The following is a 20126-nucleotide window of genomic DNA, read 5'->3' as shown; positions in this document are numbered from 1 at the left end:
GCAGACTTGCCTCCTTTCTAAAATAATGCATTATCTTTATCCATTCTTCGGACGATCGTATTGGATACAAGCACCAGTACAAATCCGACAACAGCCTGATACAGTCCAGCCGCAGAAGACATCCCAATGTCGCCGCCAATGAGGAATGTGCGATAGACATAGGTATCCAGAACGTTCGTTACAGGGAACAATGCCCCTGATTCCAATGGAACCTGATAGAACAGACTAAAGTCCGCATAGAAGATTCGGCCGATCTGCAGCAAGGTCATGATGACAATGAGCGGAACGAGAAACGGAACCGTGATAAACCGGATCTGATGCCACTTGCTTGCTCCGTCCAGCACGGCGGCTTCGTAGTACTCCTCATCAATGCCTACGACGGCTGCGAGATAAATGACAGCATAGTATCCGATGTTTTTCCAGGTGTTCACAATCGGCAAAATGTACGGCCAATACTTCGGCTCCGAGTACCAGTCAATGGGCTGCCCGCCAAAGAGCTGCAGGATCGTCGAGTTCATAAAACCCGAATCCTTGCCGAGAAACGCCAGAACCAGATAGCTAACCACGATCATGGACAAGAAGTAAGGCAGGAGCATCAAGGATTGATATAGTTTGGACATCGCTTTGTTCTTTACTTCATTTAGCAGGATCGCAAGCCCTACCCCCACAAACAGATTCAGCGCAATAAATACCGTGTTATACGCAAGTGTGTTGCGTGTGATCTCCCAAGCATCACTCGTGGAAAACAGGTACTTGAAGTTATCCCAACCGCTCCAGGGACTGCCCCAAATTCCGTCGGCGTAATTCACATTTTTGAATGCAATCAGGACGCCGAACATCGGCATATAGTTGTTCACCAGCAGAAACAGAATCCCTGGCAAAAACATGAGATACAAGACTTTGAACTTACCAAGATTGTACAAAACAGACTTTCGCTTGCGGACTGATCTATCCGGTATATCCGCTACCCGTACACCCTTACCCGCCTGGGGTTGTGTCTTCATAACCTCTTCTCCCTCACTCCTCTTGATTTCCTTCCTCAGGATGAAGCACCGCTGTGTATCCTGTGGTTCAAGTATAACCGCGGGGAGCTCTGGCCCAATATCGGCTGTGGTGACCTTTTCACTTATCAAATGATGACATTGGCATGATACCAAATAAAATAAAAACAAAATAAAAGACGCAGCATGCTGCGTCAACGCTAGACCGTTCTGGACTGTTTACGGAACTCCTGCGGCGTAATGCCCGTGCACTTTTTGAACATTTTCGTGAAATGGGAGTAGTTATAGTAACCTACTTTGCCGGCAATATCGGTGACCTTTACGGTGGATTCAGACAACAAGGTTTTGGCTTTGTCTACCCGCCGCTGCAAGATAAATTCAGAGAGAGACATTCCCTTCTCCTTCCGAAACAGCCGGGACAGATATGCTGGATTGAAGCCGGCAAACGATGCCAGTTCCTCACGCATCAGATCTTCGCCAATATGATTCTCGATATAAATGCATAGTTGGTCCACAATCGTCATCGGACTGTGATCATCCGGATACAGGATCGGAATGACACGGTCAATCAGATCCAGGGACCAAAGTTTTAATTGCGGCAAGGAGCGTGTAACCATACTTTCTTCAGGCTCACGTTCACCAGGATACAGACTGCGTACGGATACATTTTTCTGATGAAGCAGGGGATAGACCACATGCAGCATGGCATGATAGAACAGGCACAGAATCTCAGGAGATAACTGTTCCTGGGCAGCCAGCAGCTCAAATATTTCTTCAACGCGTTCACGAAGATCATCCACTTTGCCGGTTTCAAACAAAATTGACAACTCCGAAAACCAGGGAATTGGCAGAAATCGGTCCTCCGGTTTCTTTCCCTGCTCATCATATACGAATACTCCCTCAAGCTCCCTGATATTGCGTCGCTCCATATCCATCAGTTCATTCAGCAAACCCTGCAATTCGGTTATAGCCACGGGTGCACCTACGTAACAGGACAAGCGGCAGTAGAAATAAGTCCCACATTCCCGAATATAAAGCTGACAATTCTGTGCCACCTGGCTAGCAGCAGGTACGACCCCATCCTTTTCATACGCAAGTACAATATTCAGACCGCTATGGTCCTGAAATACTTCTCCTGGCCGATCCCCAAGGATCATCTCCCTCGCTGCATTCCGAAGAGCATATTCCAGTACCTCCTCATCACGCAGATCGAATTCCCTGACCCACTCCTCTACCGAAATGACAATCGGCAGAATGCGGGCGTGCGGGTCGATCTCCGCACCATAGACTTCGGCCAGCTCTTTCAGTCGTGGCCTGGTTAGAGTGACGCGCTGGGAAATGGCATCTTTCCAGAACCGCTCCGTCAGCAGAGGTTTGTGGGTTTGCCAGCGCTTGTATACCGACTCATATATTTCATTGGTACGCGAACGCTGCTCTCCGGCCTTGAGTTTATCTACGGCCTGCGTAACCACCTTAAGAAGTTGATCAGCCTGGGCAGGTTTTAGCACATAATCGAAGCTGTTTAACTTGAGCGCTGTCTGGGCGTAGTCAAACAGGGCATGACCTGTCAGAAAGATCGTCAGGATGCCCGGAGCATGCTTCAATACCCAGCTCTGCAGATCCAGACCCGTCTCTCCCGGCATTTCAATATCAGAGATCATGATCGAGATAGACTGGCTCTGAAGCACCATTCGTGCCTCTTCCGCATCACCCGCACTAAATACCCGATCGATGCCGGCCAAACGCCAATCAATCCCTTCTACCATAGCCTGAAGAGCATAAACCTCATCGTCCACGATTAATAGATTTCGCATCAGTTCAAGCTCCCCCTTCTTCCTCTTCCGTTTGGGCGGGCAGATACAGGATCACTGCCGCTCCGCCAGCATTCAGGTTTTGGAACTCCAATTTGGCTGATTCATCATATTTCACTAGCAAACGGTGAGCAACGTTCCAAATCCCGATGTGCTGTCCACTTGGGTCTTCGGCATACTTCCCCCGCTGGAGACGCGCAAGCATGTCTTGTTCGAAGCCGACACCGTTATCCTCTACCGAAACCCTTAATATAGTGTTGTGCTGTATATCTTCAACCTCAGAATGTGGACTGGATAACGTTTTCGTTAAGTTGGCTGAGATGCGTATGACAAATGGTTCCGTACGCCGTCTAAATCCATGAATAATGGCATTTTCCACAAAAGGCTGGAGGGTTAAAGGCGGCAGTACAAAATGACCAAGACCTTCATCCACGTCCAGAGAAAAATCCAATTTGTTCGGGAATCTGAGCTTTTGAATCTCCAGATAGTGACGAATGTGCTCGAGTTCTTCATCCAGCCGGATAACGCGTTTGCCTGCCCGGAGACTAAACCGGAAATAATCGGCCAGATGTCCGGCCATCTGCTGGACCAGTTCATGTTTTTGCAGTGAAGCCAGGCTATGAATAATGTTCAGGGAATTCAGATAAAAGTGAGGGTTGATCTGCATCTGAAGCTGCTTGAATTCGGCCTCTCTGGTACGCAGCTGTTCTTCATAGACATCGATTTTCAGATGCTGAATCTGGCTGGTCATCTGATTGAAGCTGTGAGTGACGAATTCTAATTCCGATGAAGTCGGCGGATCAAGTCTCACGTCGAGCTCTCCACGACTGACCCGTCTCATCCCTTTGATTAAAGTATTCATAGGTCGAAACAGCAACTGACGCAGGAAAATCAGGGCCGTGATCAAAATGACCGCTGCACCAATAGGCAGCAGGCGAATAATCTGTTGAAAGAACGGCAGGTTGCGCAGCATATCCTCTTCCGGCAACAGGACAATATAGTTCATGTCGGACATCGCCGAAGGCAAGCCGAGCATCAGGTACTGCTGTTCATACCCCTTGGATGTAACCTCCGATATGACCTGGTAGGGATTCTCCAGGCCGGAGAGATGTGCTGCAGCCAGCTTGATCTGCGCCGAGCTGAGGGCCGAACCGGACAGCGCTCCCCCATTGTCATCCACGATAACGGCACCCCCCCGTTCACCGGATTCAGTGAATTGTTCGGGATGGTTCAGTGCATTCATATCCACAAGCGCACCAGCGTAGAACTGCTGATTAATTCGGACCGTTTTGACCAGTGCATTCCATCCACCACCGTGAACAATGCTCCATTCTGGCCGCTGAGTCTCATCATTCAATTGCGTCATCTGTGCAGGCATGCTCTCCCGGACGAGTGACATTTTGACGTCATAACTGCCCGAAGTCGCCAGCAGCAGATCATCATTTACCGCATCATACAGAAAGAAGGAATCAATCAGATTGTAGAATCCGATATCAGTCATGAATTTGTTCATGATTCGCTGTTTCGCAATGATATAGTCCCCGCTGCCGTATTTCAGGAAAAAAAGCGAAATAATATCCGGGTCCCGCTCGCCCAGACTGTATAAGTACCGATTGGTCTCCTGCAGCACTCGCTCATTCTGCTCCACACTCTTCGCCAGATGATTCATGTTGGTTAGGGATACTTTGTCCCTGACGACTCGAATTGCATAGATATTGTTGTAATACAACAGCAGAAACAGCGGCAGCATGATCAGCGTCAAGCCAACCATGAATTTGAAGCGCAGTGAACGGATAAAGTTCATGGATTCCCGCCCTCTTATTCTCAATGTTTTTATATGACCATTCACACTGTAAACGTTATCAAAAATAAACAACCTTACTATTCGGTTTCTATTCCGATCTGCTGTTAAATTTCCATATTTCTTCCTTAACGGCGGCATGTTCATTGTAATCATGCTTATTACGTGTTGTATATATGATGAAGTGACTTTTCTCTGTCAGCTCTGGTGACCTGATCACGTCGTCATTCGATATGTACCGTCTAATCAATTCTCCATTTTCAAAAAAATTCCTGCTGGTTGTCACACGCACACGTTTTACACAAAAAATAAAGCCTTCCTGCACTCCTCTTCTCCATGAACGCCCGGTCCTGACATGCATACGATATATCACGCCTTAGGACTAAGGTGGAAGGAGGTATGCGGTGTGAATATTCAATTGGTACCGTTACATTATGTATATCTGGCTTTTATCGTGCTCATTGTGGCTGTCATGATACGGCGCCGGGATACGATGATTATCTGTGTTGCCGGGATTATGACGATTGGATTACTGGCAACAGAGACGTTAAGTGGTGCGGTGTCAGGAATCTTTAATAGTTTTGTATATGCTGCCAAAGAGCTGCTCAGCACGATCTTTATCATCTCGATCATTGTCGCCATGAGCCGGGTACTGATTCGCACAGGTATTAATGAAGTCATGGTTGCTCCACTAACCAGGTTCATTCGTTCTCCTCAGGTGGCCTATTGGGGAATTGGGCTGATCATGATGACGGTCTCCCTGTTTTTCTGGCCTTCGCCAGCGGTAGCCCTGGTCGGGGCAGTTTTGCTTCCCGTCGCCGTTCGTGTAGGACTTCCACCCATTGGTGCTGCCATCGCAATGAATCTTTTCGGACATGGAATCGCCCTCTCGGGGGACTATATCATTCAAGGAGCTCCCAAACTGACGGCAGATGCAGCTGGCCTTCCGGTTACTTCCGTCATGACGGCAAGCATACCGCTGGTCATCGTGATGGGCGCAGTATCCACACTAACGGCCTTTTGGATGTTACGAAATGAGATGAAAAGTGGCGTCAGCACTCAGATGCATTCTCCTGTCCCAGGTGAACCTCTAATTGAGGCTTCTTCTCCTTCCGAAACCTTACCGGGTGCCGGGGTCGTACCTGAACAACAACGTCAATCGATACCGATCCGATTACAAAAGGCATTCGCCATACTTATTCCATTGTTATTCACAGTGGATGTGATTCTGATGTTTGTTCTTAAGCTTCAGGGCGGGGACGCTACAGCCTTAATCGGAGGTACCGCCGTACTTATCCTCATCACGGTCACTCTCGCAGCACATCGGCATGAAGGCCCTGAAGAGACAACGAATTATTTAATTGAAGGCTTTCAGTTTGGCTTCAAAGTATTCGGTCCCGTTATTCCTATTGCAGCTTTCTTTTATCTGGGGGATGCAGCCATCACCGAATTGTTTAGTAACCCTCTACCTGATGGATCACATGGTATAGTCAATGATCTTGGTGTTGCTCTTGCGGGGCTGGTTCCCTTGAATGATACGGTAGGTGCGATCACAATGACCTTGATTGGAGCCGTTACGGGAATGGATGGTTCGGGGTTTTCAGGGATATCCCTGGTGGGGTCCATCGCTTCGATGTTTGCCGGCACAGCAGATTCAGCCCCCGTATTAACAGCACTCGGTCAGGTTGCTGCCATCTGGGTTGGCGGTGGTACCTTAATCCCTTGGGCTTTGATTCCAGCTGCTGCTATCTGCGGAGTCAGTCCATTTGAACTGGCGCGTCGCAACCTGAAGCCGGTACTGCTTGGTTTAACGGTCACGACGATCGTCGCCATCTTCTTACTATAATTCGTGTAATCTTTTTACGTATTTTGAAAAGAAGTACGCTGCCTGGCCCAGAGCCATAGCTTGTGCCTGCTCCAATCGGCTAGATGCAGCAGCTCCACATAAGGGTCACCCTGTAATCCGAGCACTGCGGCAAAGGCTGGCTCTGTCTTCAATCCAACCGATTTCAGTCTGCGGATCTCGGCGTGACCTTCGGCACCCCAGAGCTGCAGCAGCTCCCATTCGACTAACATATGAAGGTAGGCATTTTGTTTATTGACCGGCAACGATTGGGCGTAAATCTCCAATGGCCAACCCTCAATCTGAAAAGAACAAGTCAGGTAGGCACTAGGTATATCCATACCTAGCCCCGTTCCGCGTTCACACGAAAAACGCCCCATTCCGCTAAAATGCTGAGTCACTACCATCTCGAACGCGTTCAGATCAGGAGCTTCACACAATATATCAAGATCACTGCCAGGAATGTCTATATCAATGGGTACGGTTCCTGCCGGATAAGGGGTATATGCCTCCAAAATGGAGAACAAATCACTTTGAATAAGCACCCTGTAAGCATCCCGCTGCCGTTCGTTCCCGGATGCCAGATGTGCCAAAACCTCAGCAGTTGTCTTCATGAATTCTGAGCCAGCCGGATCATTCTGCTGCTCCTGTAATCACCTGTTTTACACGACCAACTTGCCCACTTGTCAGACGAACCTTGATACCATGGGGATGCGTGGGTGATTTGGTCAGCAAATCCTTGACGATTCCCCTTGTCAGTTTCCCTGTAGGCTGATCTTGCTTCAGTACGATATCCACTTCCAGCCCAGGTTTAATGTTCACTCGTTGTTGTCCGTTCATAATTCATTCCTCTCCTTCCTCTTGCAACGTCAATCCATTCAGCTATGTTAGAGCAAAGCTTCATCTATTGTAAATCTTTTGGATTTAAAACAAAAGCCATGCCCGCTGCATGGAAACGTGCAGATCCTTATTTCGGATCTGAGTCCGGAGGGGAGGATTTGCTCTTCATGTCCCGCAATGCGGACCGGTAGACCTCATCCGCACTCTTTTCTATTTCATTAGAGGTGGACTCGACTGGTTCCTCTTGGGGTTCAGTTGGTTTGCGAAAATGAAGCAGAGCTTGACGGTACTCACTATCGATTCCTTTTGTTTGAGTTTCCTGCTTCTTGGCTTGGTGGCTCACTTCAATCTTGTTTTCCCGTAATTCCGTTTCCGTCTTCGTCTCTCTTGGTCCATCCGTTTCCGTATAATCCACCGGGTCTGACGAATCCAGCAATTTTTCCTCTGTCTGATCGTCCCCCTGCAGAAGGACAGGCTCTCGTTCTGTCTCAACCGTTTGGGCAGCCCTGGCTTCTGCAGCTCTGCGGGTCGATCTTGAGTTAAAGATCATGAGAAAAATAATCCCTAGTACAACAATTACGGCCAATATAATCAACATCTGAGCATCCTCCTTGTCATCGCCTGTGGCAACTTATCAATATATTGGTTCCCCAATCTGCGAATTATATTTCATGTTGTTTCGTATAGAGCAGCAGAGTACCGGGAATGCTCCAAACAGGATTGTCAGCAGAAGAACATATTAGGAGGAATGATCCACATGAACTCTCGTGCCATATTGATCAATATCATTGTCATTCTGGTGATTTTGGGGGCAGGTGCCGCAGGCATATACTACTACAACCAATCCACCAGCTACGTCAAGACGGATAATGCGTTAGTCACGGGTCAGCCCATATCCATTGCTTCCACCGTTAGCGGCGAACTCCAAACGTGGAAAGGCAAAGTAGGTACCTCGTACAATCAAGGGGATACGATCGGGACCGTCTCTGCAGGCGGTAAATCAACTCCAATTACCATGCCTGTTGCCGGCACCGTTGTCCAGGCGACCGCAGTGGAGAACTCATTGGTTTCTGCCGGTAATCCACTGGCTAGAGCCTATGATTTTAATAACTTGTATGTGACCGCGAATGTGGAAGAAACCGTCATCGACAAAATCAAAAGCGGACAAATCGTTGACGTATACATTGATGCATTTCCAGATACCACACTAACAGGTAAAGTAGATCAGATTGGGCTTGCTACGGCTTCCTCTTTTTCCCTACTGCCGTCGTCCAATACCAATGCCAATTACACCAAAGTTACGCAGGTTATCCCGATTACCATTACGATTGAGGGTTACAAAGGTTTGGGTGTTGTCCCAGGCATGAGCGCCACTGTGCGCGTTCATATATAAGGTCTGCCGATGGATAATCAATTGCCGCTCGGAAGAACCATTGCCGTCCTGCTGCTCGGCGCCTTTATCGCCATTCTGAATCAGACTCTGCTTAATGTGGCGATCCCCCATCTGATGAATGATTTCAACGTCTCGGCAACAACAGTGCAATGGCTATCGACTGCCTATTTGCTCGTGAATGGGGTTCTCATCCCCATAACAGCCTATCTGATTGAGTCATTCGGGACTCGTAAACTGTTCACCACAGCGATGCTGCTGTTCACCGTTGGCTCTGCCATCTGCGCAATCAGTCCGGGATTTACGGTCATGCTGATTGGACGTATTGTACAGGCCAGTGGTGCGGGCATTATCATGCCGCTGGTCATGAACGTATTTTTAACCGTATTTCCTCCCGAAAAACGGGGAACAGCGATGGGAACCATGGGGATCGCCATGATGTTTGCTCCAGCTATTGGTCCTACCTTGTCAGGCTGGATCGTGGAGCACTACACATGGCGCATTCTGTTCTACATGGTTATTCCGCTGGCTTTGCTCGATATCCTGTTTGCTTTTCTCTGGCTGCGAAATGTATCCAAGCTCAGTTCTCCCAAATTCGATGCGTATGGTGCGCTCTTTTCAACGATCGGATTCGGATTTCTGCTGTATGGATTCAGCTCTGCCGGCGACAAGGGATGGAGCAGTGCAATTGTACTGTTGACCTTGATCATCGGTATTCTGTTCATCACGTTCTTTGTTCTCAGGGAAACAGCAATGAAACATCCCCTGCTGGAGTTTCGTGTGTTTAAATACGATATTTTCACCATCTCCACACTGGTCAGTGCTACCATCAACATGGCACTTTTCGGGGGGATGCTTCTGTTACCCATCTATCTGCAAAATATAAGAGGATTTTCCCCTCTGCAATCGGGACTCTTGCTGTTGCCAGGTGCACTGCTGATGGGGGTTATGTCACCCATATCAGGAGCGCTATTCGACCGGATCGGCTCCCGCCCACTAGCCATTGTAGGCTTGCTGATCACGGCATTCTCTACCTATGAATTCAGCAAATTGACCGGGGAAACGCCTTATGGTCACATTATGATGCTGTATACTCTTCGGAGCTTCGGCATGTCCATGCTGATGATGTCCGTACAGACCGAAGGCCTAAACCAGTTACCCCCTCATCTGACCAGTCACGGTACAGCCATGTCCAACACGATAAGGCAGGTAGCTGGCTCGATTGGAACAGCCCTGCTGATTACCGTTATGGCTACACGTTCAGGCATTCATTTGGCTGACTACAGCAATACGGTCACGACAACCAATGTGCCCCTGACTGAACAAGTCGGGCTCCTGGGTTCGCAGATGGCTGCCGTAGCAGGCGTGCCGGCTGAACAGGGTTCTACACTGGCGTTACAGCAGCTATACGGTATCGCAGTTCAGACCTCGACGATTGAAGGCATTAACGATGCCTTTATTGTTGCCACCTGGATTTCCATTATTGGTTTGCTCCTGTCGCTGTTTCTGCGGCGGGCAAGAGCCCGCCCTCGTGCGGTGAAGACAGAACAATAATCTTATTCGGAAACATAACAAAAGCCGCCGGTCTCTCCTAAGAGAAAACCGGCGGCTTTTACTATTGTATTAGGAGCACTATTTAAAGGAAACGCCATCCTTGCCTGCTTCTTTTGCCTTCATCGCAAGCAGTTCCGATACAGTGACGAAACGGTATCCCTCTTGCTGAAGCTTGGGAAGAATTGTTTTGAGCGCAGCAACGGTCTGATTCCTTCCATCCACCTTGTCATGAAACAGAACAATATCCCCATTGCGTGCGTTTTTCAGCACCTTGTTCGTAATGGCCGCTACCCCAGGAGAAGCCCAATCCCGGGTGTCCTGATGCCATGACCATAACACAATGGTATAACCTTTTTGTTTTGCAACATCAATGACCATGTCATTGTAAAATCCTCCGGGTGGTCGGAACAGCAGCGGACGTGGGACACCAGCATCCATAATGGATTGCTCGGCAGCCACCATATCCTGCGTAAACTTGTCCTTAGCAGTGGATTTAACCGCATAAGTGTGTGCATAAGTATGATTGGCCACTTCATGTCCTTCATGCTGTTCCTGCATGACCAGCTCAGGATACTTTTCCGCCCATTTACCCAGTACGAAAAAAGTGCCTTTAGCTTGGTACTGCTTAAGCAAGGCCAGAATCTGCGGGGTCTGTACCGGGTCAGGACCATCATCAAAGGTCAACGCAATGAGCTTGTCATGGGTAGGGACCTCCCAGACAATCTCTCCTCGTTCCTCGTAATATTGACGATTCTTCTGTACCGGCTTCGCATAGGCAGAACTGGTGCCTAGCATGAGAATCAGGGTGAACAATCCGATCGTTCGGGCTGCCTTCAGGTTCATGTTTAAGTCCTCTCTTTATCGTCAAACGTAAACTCCCTGTTAGCATTTCCCGAAATGCCGGAACTATTTAACGGAAAATCTGGTCAATCACTGCGATCTCCTCGGCAGACAACGTTACATCCAAGGTTTTCAGATTGTTGATGACCTGCTCTGGTTTCTTCGCCCCTGGAATAAGTACATCAATCGAAGGCTGAGTCAGATACCAGGCCAGCACGAGATGTGCAACTTCGGCATTTTTGGATTCGGCAATGCTGCGGAGCTGTTCCACTTTGTCCAAATTGCGGATAAAGTTTTCACCCGTGAACAGCGGATTTTTGGCCCGGCCATCCTGGAATGTCGTATCCCGATTATATTTACCACCCAGCAGTCCGGCTGCCAGCGGAAAGTATGGAACAAAAGAAATTTCATGCTCAGCCGTGTACGGAAGCAGATCTTTCTCAGCCTCTCGTTTGAACAAATTGTATTCGGATTGCAGCACATCCACATAACCATCCCGGTTCGCTTCACGCAGCTGTTCGATGGAGAAGTTGGATACACCGATCGCGCGGATTTTGCCATCGTCTTTCAGTTGTTTTAATGCACCTACTGCTTCATCCTTCGGTGTCTGCTCGTCCGGAAAATGGATATAGAACAAGTCAATGTAATCTGTCCGAAGACGTTTCAAGGCTTCATCGACCGAGGCTTTCAGAAAAGCAGGAGAGTTATCCATCACCACGCTGCCATCCACGAATTTGTGGGCTGCCTTGGTGGCGATAATGGTTTCTTGACGCTGCCCCGTTTCCTTCAGCACCTCTCCAATTAAACGCTCTGAATGTTCAGGTCCATAGATGAAAGCCGTATCCACAAAGTTAATCCCCTGTTTCAGCGCTGTACGAACCACTTCCTTGCCCGTCTCATCGTTCAGCATATCCGGGTAGATATTATGTCCCCCTACTGCATTTGCCCCGAGTCCAATCGGGTTAACGAGCAATTCGGTTTTTCCCAAGCGAGTCTGTTGCTGTGCCATGTTTCATCCATCTCCTTTTCCTGAGCGTTGGTTAAATGGTTATCATAAGTAGTTCTTCCTGCGGTGAATCCATTATATCAGAGTCATATTTACATTTAAAATATCGGATTTATCGGATTAGCTATTTTTCAGTACGGTCGCTTCAACATCATTGATAAATCGGCGCAGCTTCGCAGCCACGTCTCGATTGATCTCACCATTCTCATACAACTGTTGTACCGTGTTCCGCTGCTCTTGAATGGCTACCATTTGCAGCTCAAGCTTCTCCTGATTGAACGGATCTTCGGTCTTCTCCTGCTTCCAGCTTCTCAGTCTGGCGATCACCCGCTCATACTTCGCAATCACGGACAGAGCCACAGGCCGATTGCCATCGTTCATATGAGCCCGTATGGCTTTGATAGCCGCTTCCGAAGTACGAAGCTTAACCTGACGAAACTGATCTGCATTTTCTAACATGAACGGCTGCTCGGGCTTCTCCGAGCGATTCGTAAACAGATGACCGAGCACGCGTCCGATCTCACTAATGGAGAACATCATCTGCGTATTGGTGCGGTTAGCCAGCATCATTTCCTTACGGTCCAGCCAGCTGTTACATTTAAACGCCGCTTCGGATGCAATGACGTTCTCATCCATCATACTTTCAATTTCCTTGCGCTCCGCACGCGTGCCAATCAGGTTAATGGCCGTTTCCTGCTTCATGATGTCCTTGCGTTTGCCCGCTGTCATCTGTCCTGCAGCCTGCCTGATGTATTTCGATAAATCAGAGACTACAGCAAGTGCAGCAGCTTTGTTCTCGTCGGTCATCTCGGACTTGACTGCCCGAATGGCTGCATTAAGCATGATGTCCTGTGCCTTTCGTTCTGTCGTTTGCTGAGAGCCAGCAGCAGCCTTTTCATCATTCTTGGCGAGTACTGGCAGAAACACGCTTGCAGCGATTAACGTAAACAGAATAACTCCGGCTGCCAGGAATATGATCAAATCCCGTTCCGGGAAAGGGGATCCGTCCTGAAGCACATACGGGATGGAGAATGCACCCGCAAGGGTTACCGCGCCTCTCACACCCGACAGAGAGATAATGGTCATCTCTTTTAACCTTGGTTTTCCAATCGGGGACTTCCTGCGGAACCACTCATTCCCCTGCCAGAACAGATAGATCCAGACAAAACGAAGCAGTAACAACAACACGGATATTAATCCTACATACCCCAGAACTTGCAAATTGTTAAAGGTTACATTCTTAAAGATTGTATTCAGCACATCCGGAATCTGGACACCCAGAATCACAAACACCAAACCATTCAAGATAAATAAAATAACGGACCATGTGCTTGCAGAGACCACCTGCATCTTCAACTGAACCGATTCCGTTCGGTCACGTTCAATGGCATGGATAATACCTCCCGCCACAACGGCCAAAATGCCTGAGACCCCAATTTCTTCACTCACCAGATAAATAACGAATGGCGTAAGGATCTGCAGCAGCATATGCACAGTGACGTCCTCCATACCCAAACGCCGGATCCATACACCGAGCCGAATGAGCAGAAAGGATAATAGCGCACCTACCAGCAGACCACCAATGGCAATGATGAGAAAGCTGAATGAAGCCTCCGCTAACGAGAAAACGCCTGTAACCGTTGCTGCTATGGCAAATTTAAATGCAACCAGGCCGGATGCATCATTCATCAATGCTTCGCCTTCGAGGAGTCTATGTATGCTTTTGGGCAGGTGTACACGCCCTGCCATGGCGCCAACGGCAACCGCATCGGTCGGGGACAGGATGGCCGCAAGAGCAAAAGCGGCAGGCAGCGGGATAGTTGGAATCAGCCAGTGAATGGCATAACCAGCCACAACTACGGTAACAAAGACCAAACCAAGTGCCAGCAGCAGAATGGGAGCCCTTAAATTCCACAGTTCATGCCTTGGTGTTCGTTTCCCATCGTTGTATAACAATGGCGCGATAAAAAGTACAAAAAACAGTTCCGGATTCAATGGCAGATGTACCCCTGCAGGAAGAAGCGCAATGGCTACCCCGAGGACAATCTGAATGAGCGGAACCGGGATAAAAGGTACAAACCGGTTCAGGATGTTCGATAAACCGATGAGTACCAGCAATACAAGTACCGCAATAAACAATTCCATGATGGTAATCCCTTTCCCTAAATGAAGTAATAAGTCCAATTGGAGTAGTCTTATTTTAACATATATCCGTTTTTGTTATAAAAATGTTGTCATATCCATTCCCCCGATAGCGAAGATAGGTAGCTCAGAGTAACAATTCAGTTTGGATTTGTTTATAAGATGTTACAATATGCTCAGGACAATACCCGTTTGGAAAGGAACTTGGTATCTATGGCATTTGGAATTAATCGGCAGGAGTTGTCAGAATGGAAAGACCGTGTATCACGCGGCGAACTTGCTTATCTTACTCATTTTTGGATAGACCCGCGTTTTCCGGGCATTACAAGCGTAACCAAAGTAGGCTGCTCGAATCTGGAACGCCTTGAACAATGGTGTCTGGAACATGGTCTTGATCCGCGCTATATCCATCAACGTCAGCCTTTTCCCCATTTTGACCTGCTTGGACAGAAGCAAAAAGAAGTTTTGATTGAAATTGGCCTAATAGACCACATTGAACGATTCCATCTGTAATAATCAGCTTAAAACATGAAAAAACGTCAGACTTCAACATTCGTCCCAACCTGGGGCGAACCTTGAAGACTGACGCTTCAATTCCATTTTAACGATGTGTTTGTTCCAAAACCTTCATTTTTTCGAGCAGCTTCAGTTCAATTTTCTTAAGCATGCCTATCATCTGCTGCTGTTCTTCTTCCGTAAGCGCTTGTAACAGTTCCCATGTCATACGTCCACGGTTTGCAGTCAGGGATTTGGCCAGCTGCTCTCCATCTTCCGTCAGGGATAACCACACAATTCTTCGATCCTCTTCACTGCGTACCCGCTGAATCAACCCTTCACTCTCCAGCTGATTCAATACAATGGTGGTAGCGCCAGATGATAAGCTGAGCTGCCTCGCCACATCGACAGCCATACAGCGCTGTTCCCTTAAAAGCATGCCCAATATATGACTCTTAGTCGGATTCAGTTTGCAGTTTGTTTCTGTTTTCTGCTGCTGGTCCAATACCTTATTTTTATATCTGAAGAAGGCCTCCAACAATTGATCAATGTTTGCCAATTGAGAGTTTTGCTCCGTATCCAGGCTCATAAACGTTCCTCCTGCCTTTCATCATAACCTTCCTAACATTGTAACATATTTGTACTTTTTTGTTTGTGAAAAATACGCTTGCTCCTTGGATCCATTGTTGTTTGTAAAGTTCATGCTTATTTTTGCGATACATGTGACAAGCTACCTCATAGCATGATAAATGATGCATTTTGAGGAGGTAATGAAACTTGAATATTTATATTGTTTTCGATAGCGAAGGCGGTCATACACAGGCGCTGGCTGAGGCGATTGCCGCCGGGGCTGCCAGTGTGCACGGGGCCACCGTTCATCTGCACTCCACCGAAGAAGCTGATGTATACAAACTGGTGGAAATGGATGCCATTATATGGGGATGTCCAGGTCACTTCGGTTCCATCAGCTCCGGTCTGAAAAAATGGATCGACAAGCTGGGTTACCTATGGGCTGAAGGAAAACTCGTGGATAAAGTAGGTGCTGTCTTCTGTACGATTGCCACAGAACACGGAGGACTCGAGTCAGCATTACTTCATCTGCTGACCCCGATGCTGCATCAGGGAATGATTATTACCGGGCTGCCAGGAAACTTTGCTGACAACGCATTATACGGTTCCTATTATGGTGTCGGGGTTACCTGTCCAGTGGATAGTGACGTTCTGTTAAGCGATCAAGGAATTGCTCTTGGCAAAGCCCTTGGAGAACGTGTCGCCCGGATCACCAATCGTCTGATCAGCTAGACCGTGTATCATTCAGGCGGATGTATCTTACATTTTGTTCTCAAGCCTGCCCTCCCTTCAAGAAGCGGGAAACAGCGCAGGCTTGAGTCCACTTCTAAGTAAAGTCGCAACTACCTATTGCAAAATTGAAGCGTGTTTGTTTATAATAACTAGTGTGTTAAAGTTACTTTTAGTTACTTAATAATTTTTAGAAATTTGTTATCAGAAAGTAATATAATAACATAGCAAGGGAATTTTATATATGAATGACAATAATCCATTACAAGTAGATGTCTGTATTGTTGGAGCCGGACCAGGCGGTGCCCTCCTGTCTTACTTGTTGAACCGCCAAGGAATATCAACAGCACTAATTGAGCGTCAGCCTCATCTGCACAAGTCATTTCGCGGTGAACTGCTTAACCAGGACGGTGAAGCTGTGCTGAGCAAGCATGGACTCTATTCGGGTGTAGCACAGCTCGGAGCCATGCCTTTAGAACAGATTCAATATTGGGAGAACGGACAGATTATCCACACGATTTACCCTGGTGAGGGAGAATCGCATGTGGGCATACATGTTCCGCAGGATCACCTGCTGGATTTTATCGTGTCACAATCACAGGCCCTGCCGCACAATCACGAGACGGTACTATTTAATACGGTGATGACCGGACTGCTTAGAGATAAGACAGGAAAAACAGTAGGCATCAATGTTCGGCATAATGGTGTTCCCGCTTCTATAGAAGCAGCCATTATTGTCGGAGCGGACGGGAGATATTCTGCTGTACGAAAATACGCTGGCCTCACCCCGGATATACACAAGCATGGGTATGATCTGTTATGGGCCCGAATTCCCGCGCCTGTAGGCTGGGAACCAGCCGTTCGTATGGCGAGCATGAACGGTCAGCAGCTGGCGCTGTTCTCCCAATACGGCGGGTATGTACAGATTGGCTGGAATATCCCGCAGGGTTCCTTCTCCAAGCTGCGTGAGCAGCCCTTTGCCCCTTTTGTGGAGAAACTCGTGGAAGCCTTCCCGTGTCTCGCGGAATCGGTCGCTGCACATATTCAGACCTGGAGCGATTTTGTACTGTTATCCGTAGAGAGCAGTTACAGCGAGTCATGGACTCAAGACAATGTGGTTCTGCTCGGCGATGCGGCACATACCATGACGCCTACAGGAGCCTTTGGGCTCAATGCAGCGCTGGAAGATGCCGATGCACTTGCCGAGATCATCATTCGGATGGCCTCTGATCAATTTCAATCGGTGGATCTATTGAAGCAGCTTCAGGTGATTCGCAGCAGCAAAGTGAAACAACAGCTTGCTCGTCAGGTGGAGATGGAATCCTCCTTTCAACAGCGTTACGAATCCCTGCGCTAGCAACCGCTCGAAATCGATCGTATTTAATTCAAATTAAACATGCCGATGGCTTCTGTTCAGAGGCCATCGGCATGTTTTGCTTCATTTTGCAATTATATTTCGCGACCGTTCATTGCACTTACCCGAAGCTCATTCAGGGGCAGCGACTCCATCTCTGGATGGCGCAAATACACCGTTCGACTTTCCCCTGGAAGCAAGTCGAAATAGTTGTCACTGAACCGCACACGTCCCAGCGGAAGCTCCAGTTTAACCATTCTTGCGATGGCACCGCTAGCTGTAACGGTAACAGACTGCTCCTCCTCATTCACATGCACACTCAGCTGAGACAACGGCAGCGCGATGTCCTTCGGATCACGCAGGAAATATCGGTTAAGCGGGGCAGCAAATCCTTCCGATACAAGTTCAATCATGACTTCTTCGGGACGTCTGCCCTGCAGCACTGCTGCTTCACTTAATACTCCAACCTTTGAAGAAGATTGGGCTTCAACCTCCACCTGCAGTGTATCCGAGTATACTTTCTCCCCATTCAATTGATATACATTAATTCGAAGATGTCCCTGTAACCCCTCAAGTTTATCGTTCACGACCCACAAAGCAAGCGGATCGCCTGGCTCATGCTCTAGTGACAGTAGAACCGGATGGAAGAAGGTCTTCCCATAATAAAAGGATGCCTTGGGCAGCAGCTCATAATCGATCATGGACCAGCTCGTTCCCGGCCAGCTGTCGTTCAGCTGCCACACAAGCGCACCACTATTCCGATGATTGATCCTCCGGAAATGCTCGATTCCGTACCGTAAGCCTTCCGCTTGAGTCAGCATCGAATAATTCATGTATTCTTCAATCGTTTGTGGAATGCCCGTGTAGCCTTCCATCAGAAGAATGCCCTTTTGGTGATTGGTATCCTTGTTGCGATAGGCCATCTCCGGACTTCCCCAGTAGAACTGCCCTTCAGGCATATTTTTCTCCAGCGTATAACGGTTGGCCGAAGCATGCATGCCGAATTCACTGCTGAACAAGGCATAATCCTTTTTAAAATTTTTAAATGTTACGCCCTCAATGCTGTAGTCAAGCAGCGGCGGTTCACCGTGTTTTCTTGGATAAACAGACCCATGCCAAACCTGCCAGTTGTGACGGTCACCAACATCCGGATCATTGGCATCATTGCCATCCTTGTCTCCAAACGGTGAAGACGGCCAATACGGACGGGACGGATCCAGACGTTCCAGAGCCTCAGGAATCAGCTCATGATAGATCAGCTCCCCATAGAACGGACTAGTGATGTCTCCGCTGGCAGATTTCATATCGTAAAGCCAGTCAATCTCGTTATTGCCGCACCAGAGGGCAAGTGAAGCCCGGTTCCGCAGCCTGATCACATTATTTTCTACTTCGCATCTGACATTCTCCATAAAATCTTGATTGAAGTCAGGAAATAATGCATTAGCAAAGGCAAAATCCTGCCACACCAACACCCCTAGCCGATCGCACTCATCATAAAAGACATTCTTCTCATAGATGCCGCCTGCCCACACTCGCAGCATATTCATGTTTCCTTCGACAGCCAGCTCAATGAGCTCCCGATATCTCGAGTTGGGAATAGCACCAATTAGGTGATCAGCGGGTATCCAGTTGGCCCCCTTGGCATACATTTTGGTTCCGTTCAGTATAAAAGTAAATGCGTCTTCTCCCTGTTCATTGTGGAGGGCAAGTTCAATGGTTCGTATCCCATAGGGCTCGCGATAACGGTCTACTTCAATTCCATCGGCGTACAGGACTACCTCCAGTGTATACAGATACGGTTCACCCAGATCATGCGTCCACCACAATCGCGGTGAAGGCACAGCCAGTGTTGTATCCGCCTGTCCGCCTTGGACAGTCAGCGCAGCAGCTTGAGTCACTTCCTCACCGCCCGCATCCAATAAGCGGACATCACATGTCGTGACCACAGCTTGCTTCAGCTGCTGTCTGCTTCGGAAGGACATCACCGATTTCACTTTTGCCGTAACATCGATCACCGCCTGTTCTTGGCTGACAGACTTGGTCCGTGCAAACACACTATCCAGCTTCGCTATCTTGTGTCTCTCTAACCGGACTGCACCCCAGATGCCGACACTAACCATGCGCGGTCCCCAGTCCCAGCCGAAATTCATCGCTGCCTTGCGCAGCCAAGGCCGTTCCTTCGTATAGGATGACCAGTCGAACGTCTCTTTGTCCCGGTTGTGCAGAGACAGCGGATCGAATCGAACTGCAATGGCGTTCCACCCATGGCGGACCAGTGTCGTAACATCGAAGGTATGGGACATGAGCATATTGGCTGTTTTCCCCACCTCATGTCCGTTCACATAGACCGTTGCAAACGTATCCAAACCTTCGAAGACAAGTTCAAAATGTTCCTGATCCTCTTCCGCCTTCACCAGGTTAAAGTTGGTACGATACCACCATTCCTTTTGCTCGATCCAACGGCTCTTGGCATCGTTATGCCCGTAGTATGGTGGATCAATTATGCTCCTCGCCACCAAGGCCGAATGAACATCCCCTGGCACTTCCGCCCCGATCCAGAAACGGTCATCCAGTGCAGCAGCTGCGATGTCCATCGTCCGTTTTTCCCCGACTTCAAAATGCTGGATCTTCCATTGACCTGACAGATCCTGAATTGAATCACTCTTCTTCATCATATACCTCGCTCCCCAGATCCCTGAATTATTCCACATTATCGAAAACGTTTGCAGAAACAAGTACAACCATTCATG

General features: G+C 48.3%; 17 protein-coding genes. 6 read left to right on the top strand and 11 right to left on the bottom strand.

The features are described 5' to 3' along the window. Positions 1-17: 17 nt before the first annotated feature. From MHB82_RS10565 to MHB82_RS10555, 3 genes are all read right to left on the bottom strand, one after another. Positions 18-1004 (bottom strand): ABC transporter permease, encoded by a 987-nt coding sequence (locus tag MHB82_RS10565; RefSeq protein ID WP_176476010.1) that lies wholly within the window; start codon positions 1002-1004, stop codon positions 18-20. 197 nt (positions 1005-1201) lie between these two features. Next, positions 1202-2815 carry a response regulator transcription factor gene (locus MHB82_RS10560; protein WP_341174626.1) on the bottom strand — a complete coding sequence of 538 codons (1614 nt, stop codon included), beginning with the start codon at positions 2813-2815 and terminating at the stop codon, positions 1202-1204. A 4-nt stretch (positions 2816-2819) separates the two neighbouring features. Continuing rightward, positions 2820-4616 carry a sensor histidine kinase gene (locus MHB82_RS10555; RefSeq protein WP_341174625.1) on the bottom strand — a complete coding sequence of 599 codons (1797 nt, stop codon included), beginning with the start codon at positions 4614-4616 and terminating at the stop codon, positions 2820-2822. 469 nt (positions 4617-5085) lie between these two features. On the opposite strand from MHB82_RS10555, the gene MHB82_RS10550 reads away from it, so the two are divergent. After that, a complete protein-coding gene (locus tag MHB82_RS10550; protein WP_426641578.1) occupies positions 5086-6459 on the top strand; it encodes a hypothetical protein in 1374 nt (457 codons plus the stop codon). A 14-nt stretch (positions 6460-6473) separates the two neighbouring features. Here MHB82_RS10550 and MHB82_RS10545 read toward each other — a convergent pair whose 3' ends face one another. The 3 genes from MHB82_RS10545 to MHB82_RS10535 all read right to left on the bottom strand — a co-directional run bounded on the left by MHB82_RS10545 (position 6474) and on the right by MHB82_RS10535 (position 7894). Further along, positions 6474-7070 carry a DUF4269 domain-containing protein gene (locus MHB82_RS10545; protein WP_341174623.1) on the bottom strand — a complete coding sequence of 199 codons (597 nt, stop codon included), beginning with the start codon at positions 7068-7070 and terminating at the stop codon, positions 6474-6476. A gap of 19 nt (positions 7071-7089) precedes the next feature. After that, positions 7090-7296 carry a YwbE family protein gene (locus MHB82_RS10540; protein WP_095287993.1) on the bottom strand — a complete coding sequence of 69 codons (207 nt, stop codon included), beginning with the start codon at positions 7294-7296 and terminating at the stop codon, positions 7090-7092. A gap of 127 nt (positions 7297-7423) precedes the next feature. After that, a complete protein-coding gene (locus MHB82_RS10535) occupies positions 7424-7894 on the bottom strand; it encodes a hypothetical protein (protein WP_341174622.1) in 471 nt (156 codons plus the stop codon). Positions 7895-8053: 159 nt separating this feature from the next. Between MHB82_RS10535 and MHB82_RS10530 the strand changes: the two genes are divergently transcribed. Beyond that, complete coding sequence (locus MHB82_RS10530) at positions 8054-8689, top strand: efflux RND transporter periplasmic adaptor subunit (RefSeq protein ID WP_095287931.1); 636 nt, start codon at positions 8054-8056, stop codon at positions 8687-8689. A gap of 9 nt (positions 8690-8698) precedes the next feature. Then, complete coding sequence (locus MHB82_RS10525) at positions 8699-10240, top strand: DHA2 family efflux MFS transporter permease subunit (protein ID WP_341174621.1); 1542 nt, start codon at positions 8699-8701, stop codon at positions 10238-10240. Between the two features lie 78 nt (positions 10241-10318). Here MHB82_RS10525 and MHB82_RS10520 read toward each other — a convergent pair whose 3' ends face one another. The 3 genes from MHB82_RS10520 to MHB82_RS10510 all read right to left on the bottom strand — a co-directional run bounded on the left by MHB82_RS10520 (position 10319) and on the right by MHB82_RS10510 (position 14231). Then, positions 10319-11083, bottom strand: coding sequence for a polysaccharide deacetylase family protein (locus tag MHB82_RS10520; protein ID WP_110759415.1), 765 nt, complete (start codon positions 11081-11083; stop codon positions 10319-10321). A gap of 67 nt (positions 11084-11150) precedes the next feature. Then, entirely contained in the window at positions 11151-12089 is a 939-nt protein-coding gene (locus tag MHB82_RS10515; protein WP_341174620.1) for an aldo/keto reductase, read from the bottom strand. A 117-nt stretch (positions 12090-12206) separates the two neighbouring features. Next, positions 12207-14231 carry a Na+/H+ antiporter gene (locus MHB82_RS10510; RefSeq protein ID WP_341174619.1) on the bottom strand — a complete coding sequence of 675 codons (2025 nt, stop codon included), beginning with the start codon at positions 14229-14231 and terminating at the stop codon, positions 12207-12209. Between the two features lie 210 nt (positions 14232-14441). Here MHB82_RS10510 and MHB82_RS10505 point away from each other — a divergent pair, with 210 nt between their 5' ends. Next, positions 14442-14741, top strand: coding sequence for a hypothetical protein (locus MHB82_RS10505; RefSeq protein WP_341174618.1), 300 nt, complete (start codon positions 14442-14444; stop codon positions 14739-14741). Between the two features lie 88 nt (positions 14742-14829). Here the strand turns inward: MHB82_RS10505 and MHB82_RS10500 are convergent, their stop codons facing one another. Beyond that, positions 14830-15312: a MarR family winged helix-turn-helix transcriptional regulator gene (locus MHB82_RS10500; protein WP_095358788.1), complete on the bottom strand. Its 483-nt coding sequence runs from the start codon at positions 15310-15312 to the stop codon at positions 14830-14832. Between the two features lie 188 nt (positions 15313-15500). Here MHB82_RS10500 and MHB82_RS10495 point away from each other — a divergent pair, with 188 nt between their 5' ends. Next, positions 15501-16025, top strand: a complete 525-nt coding sequence (locus MHB82_RS10495; RefSeq protein ID WP_095358789.1) for an NAD(P)H-dependent oxidoreductase — start codon at positions 15501-15503, stop codon at positions 16023-16025. A gap of 241 nt (positions 16026-16266) precedes the next feature. After that, positions 16267-17379: an FAD-dependent monooxygenase gene (locus MHB82_RS10490; RefSeq protein ID WP_341174617.1), complete on the top strand. Its 1113-nt coding sequence runs from the start codon at positions 16267-16269 to the stop codon at positions 17377-17379. A 92-nt stretch (positions 17380-17471) separates the two neighbouring features. On the opposite strand, the gene MHB82_RS10485 is transcribed toward MHB82_RS10490, so the two are convergent. Next, complete coding sequence (locus tag MHB82_RS10485) at positions 17472-20048, bottom strand: beta-mannosidase (protein ID WP_445671255.1); 2577 nt, start codon at positions 20046-20048, stop codon at positions 17472-17474. Between the last annotated feature and the right edge of the window lie 78 nt (positions 20049-20126).

It is taken from the genome of Paenibacillus sp. FSL K6-2862, from assembly GCF_038005125.1.
GTDB classification, from domain to species: Bacteria; Bacillota; Bacilli; order Paenibacillales; family Paenibacillaceae; genus Paenibacillus; species Paenibacillus illinoisensis_A.
This window is presented reverse-complemented; position numbering and strand designations above follow the sequence as displayed.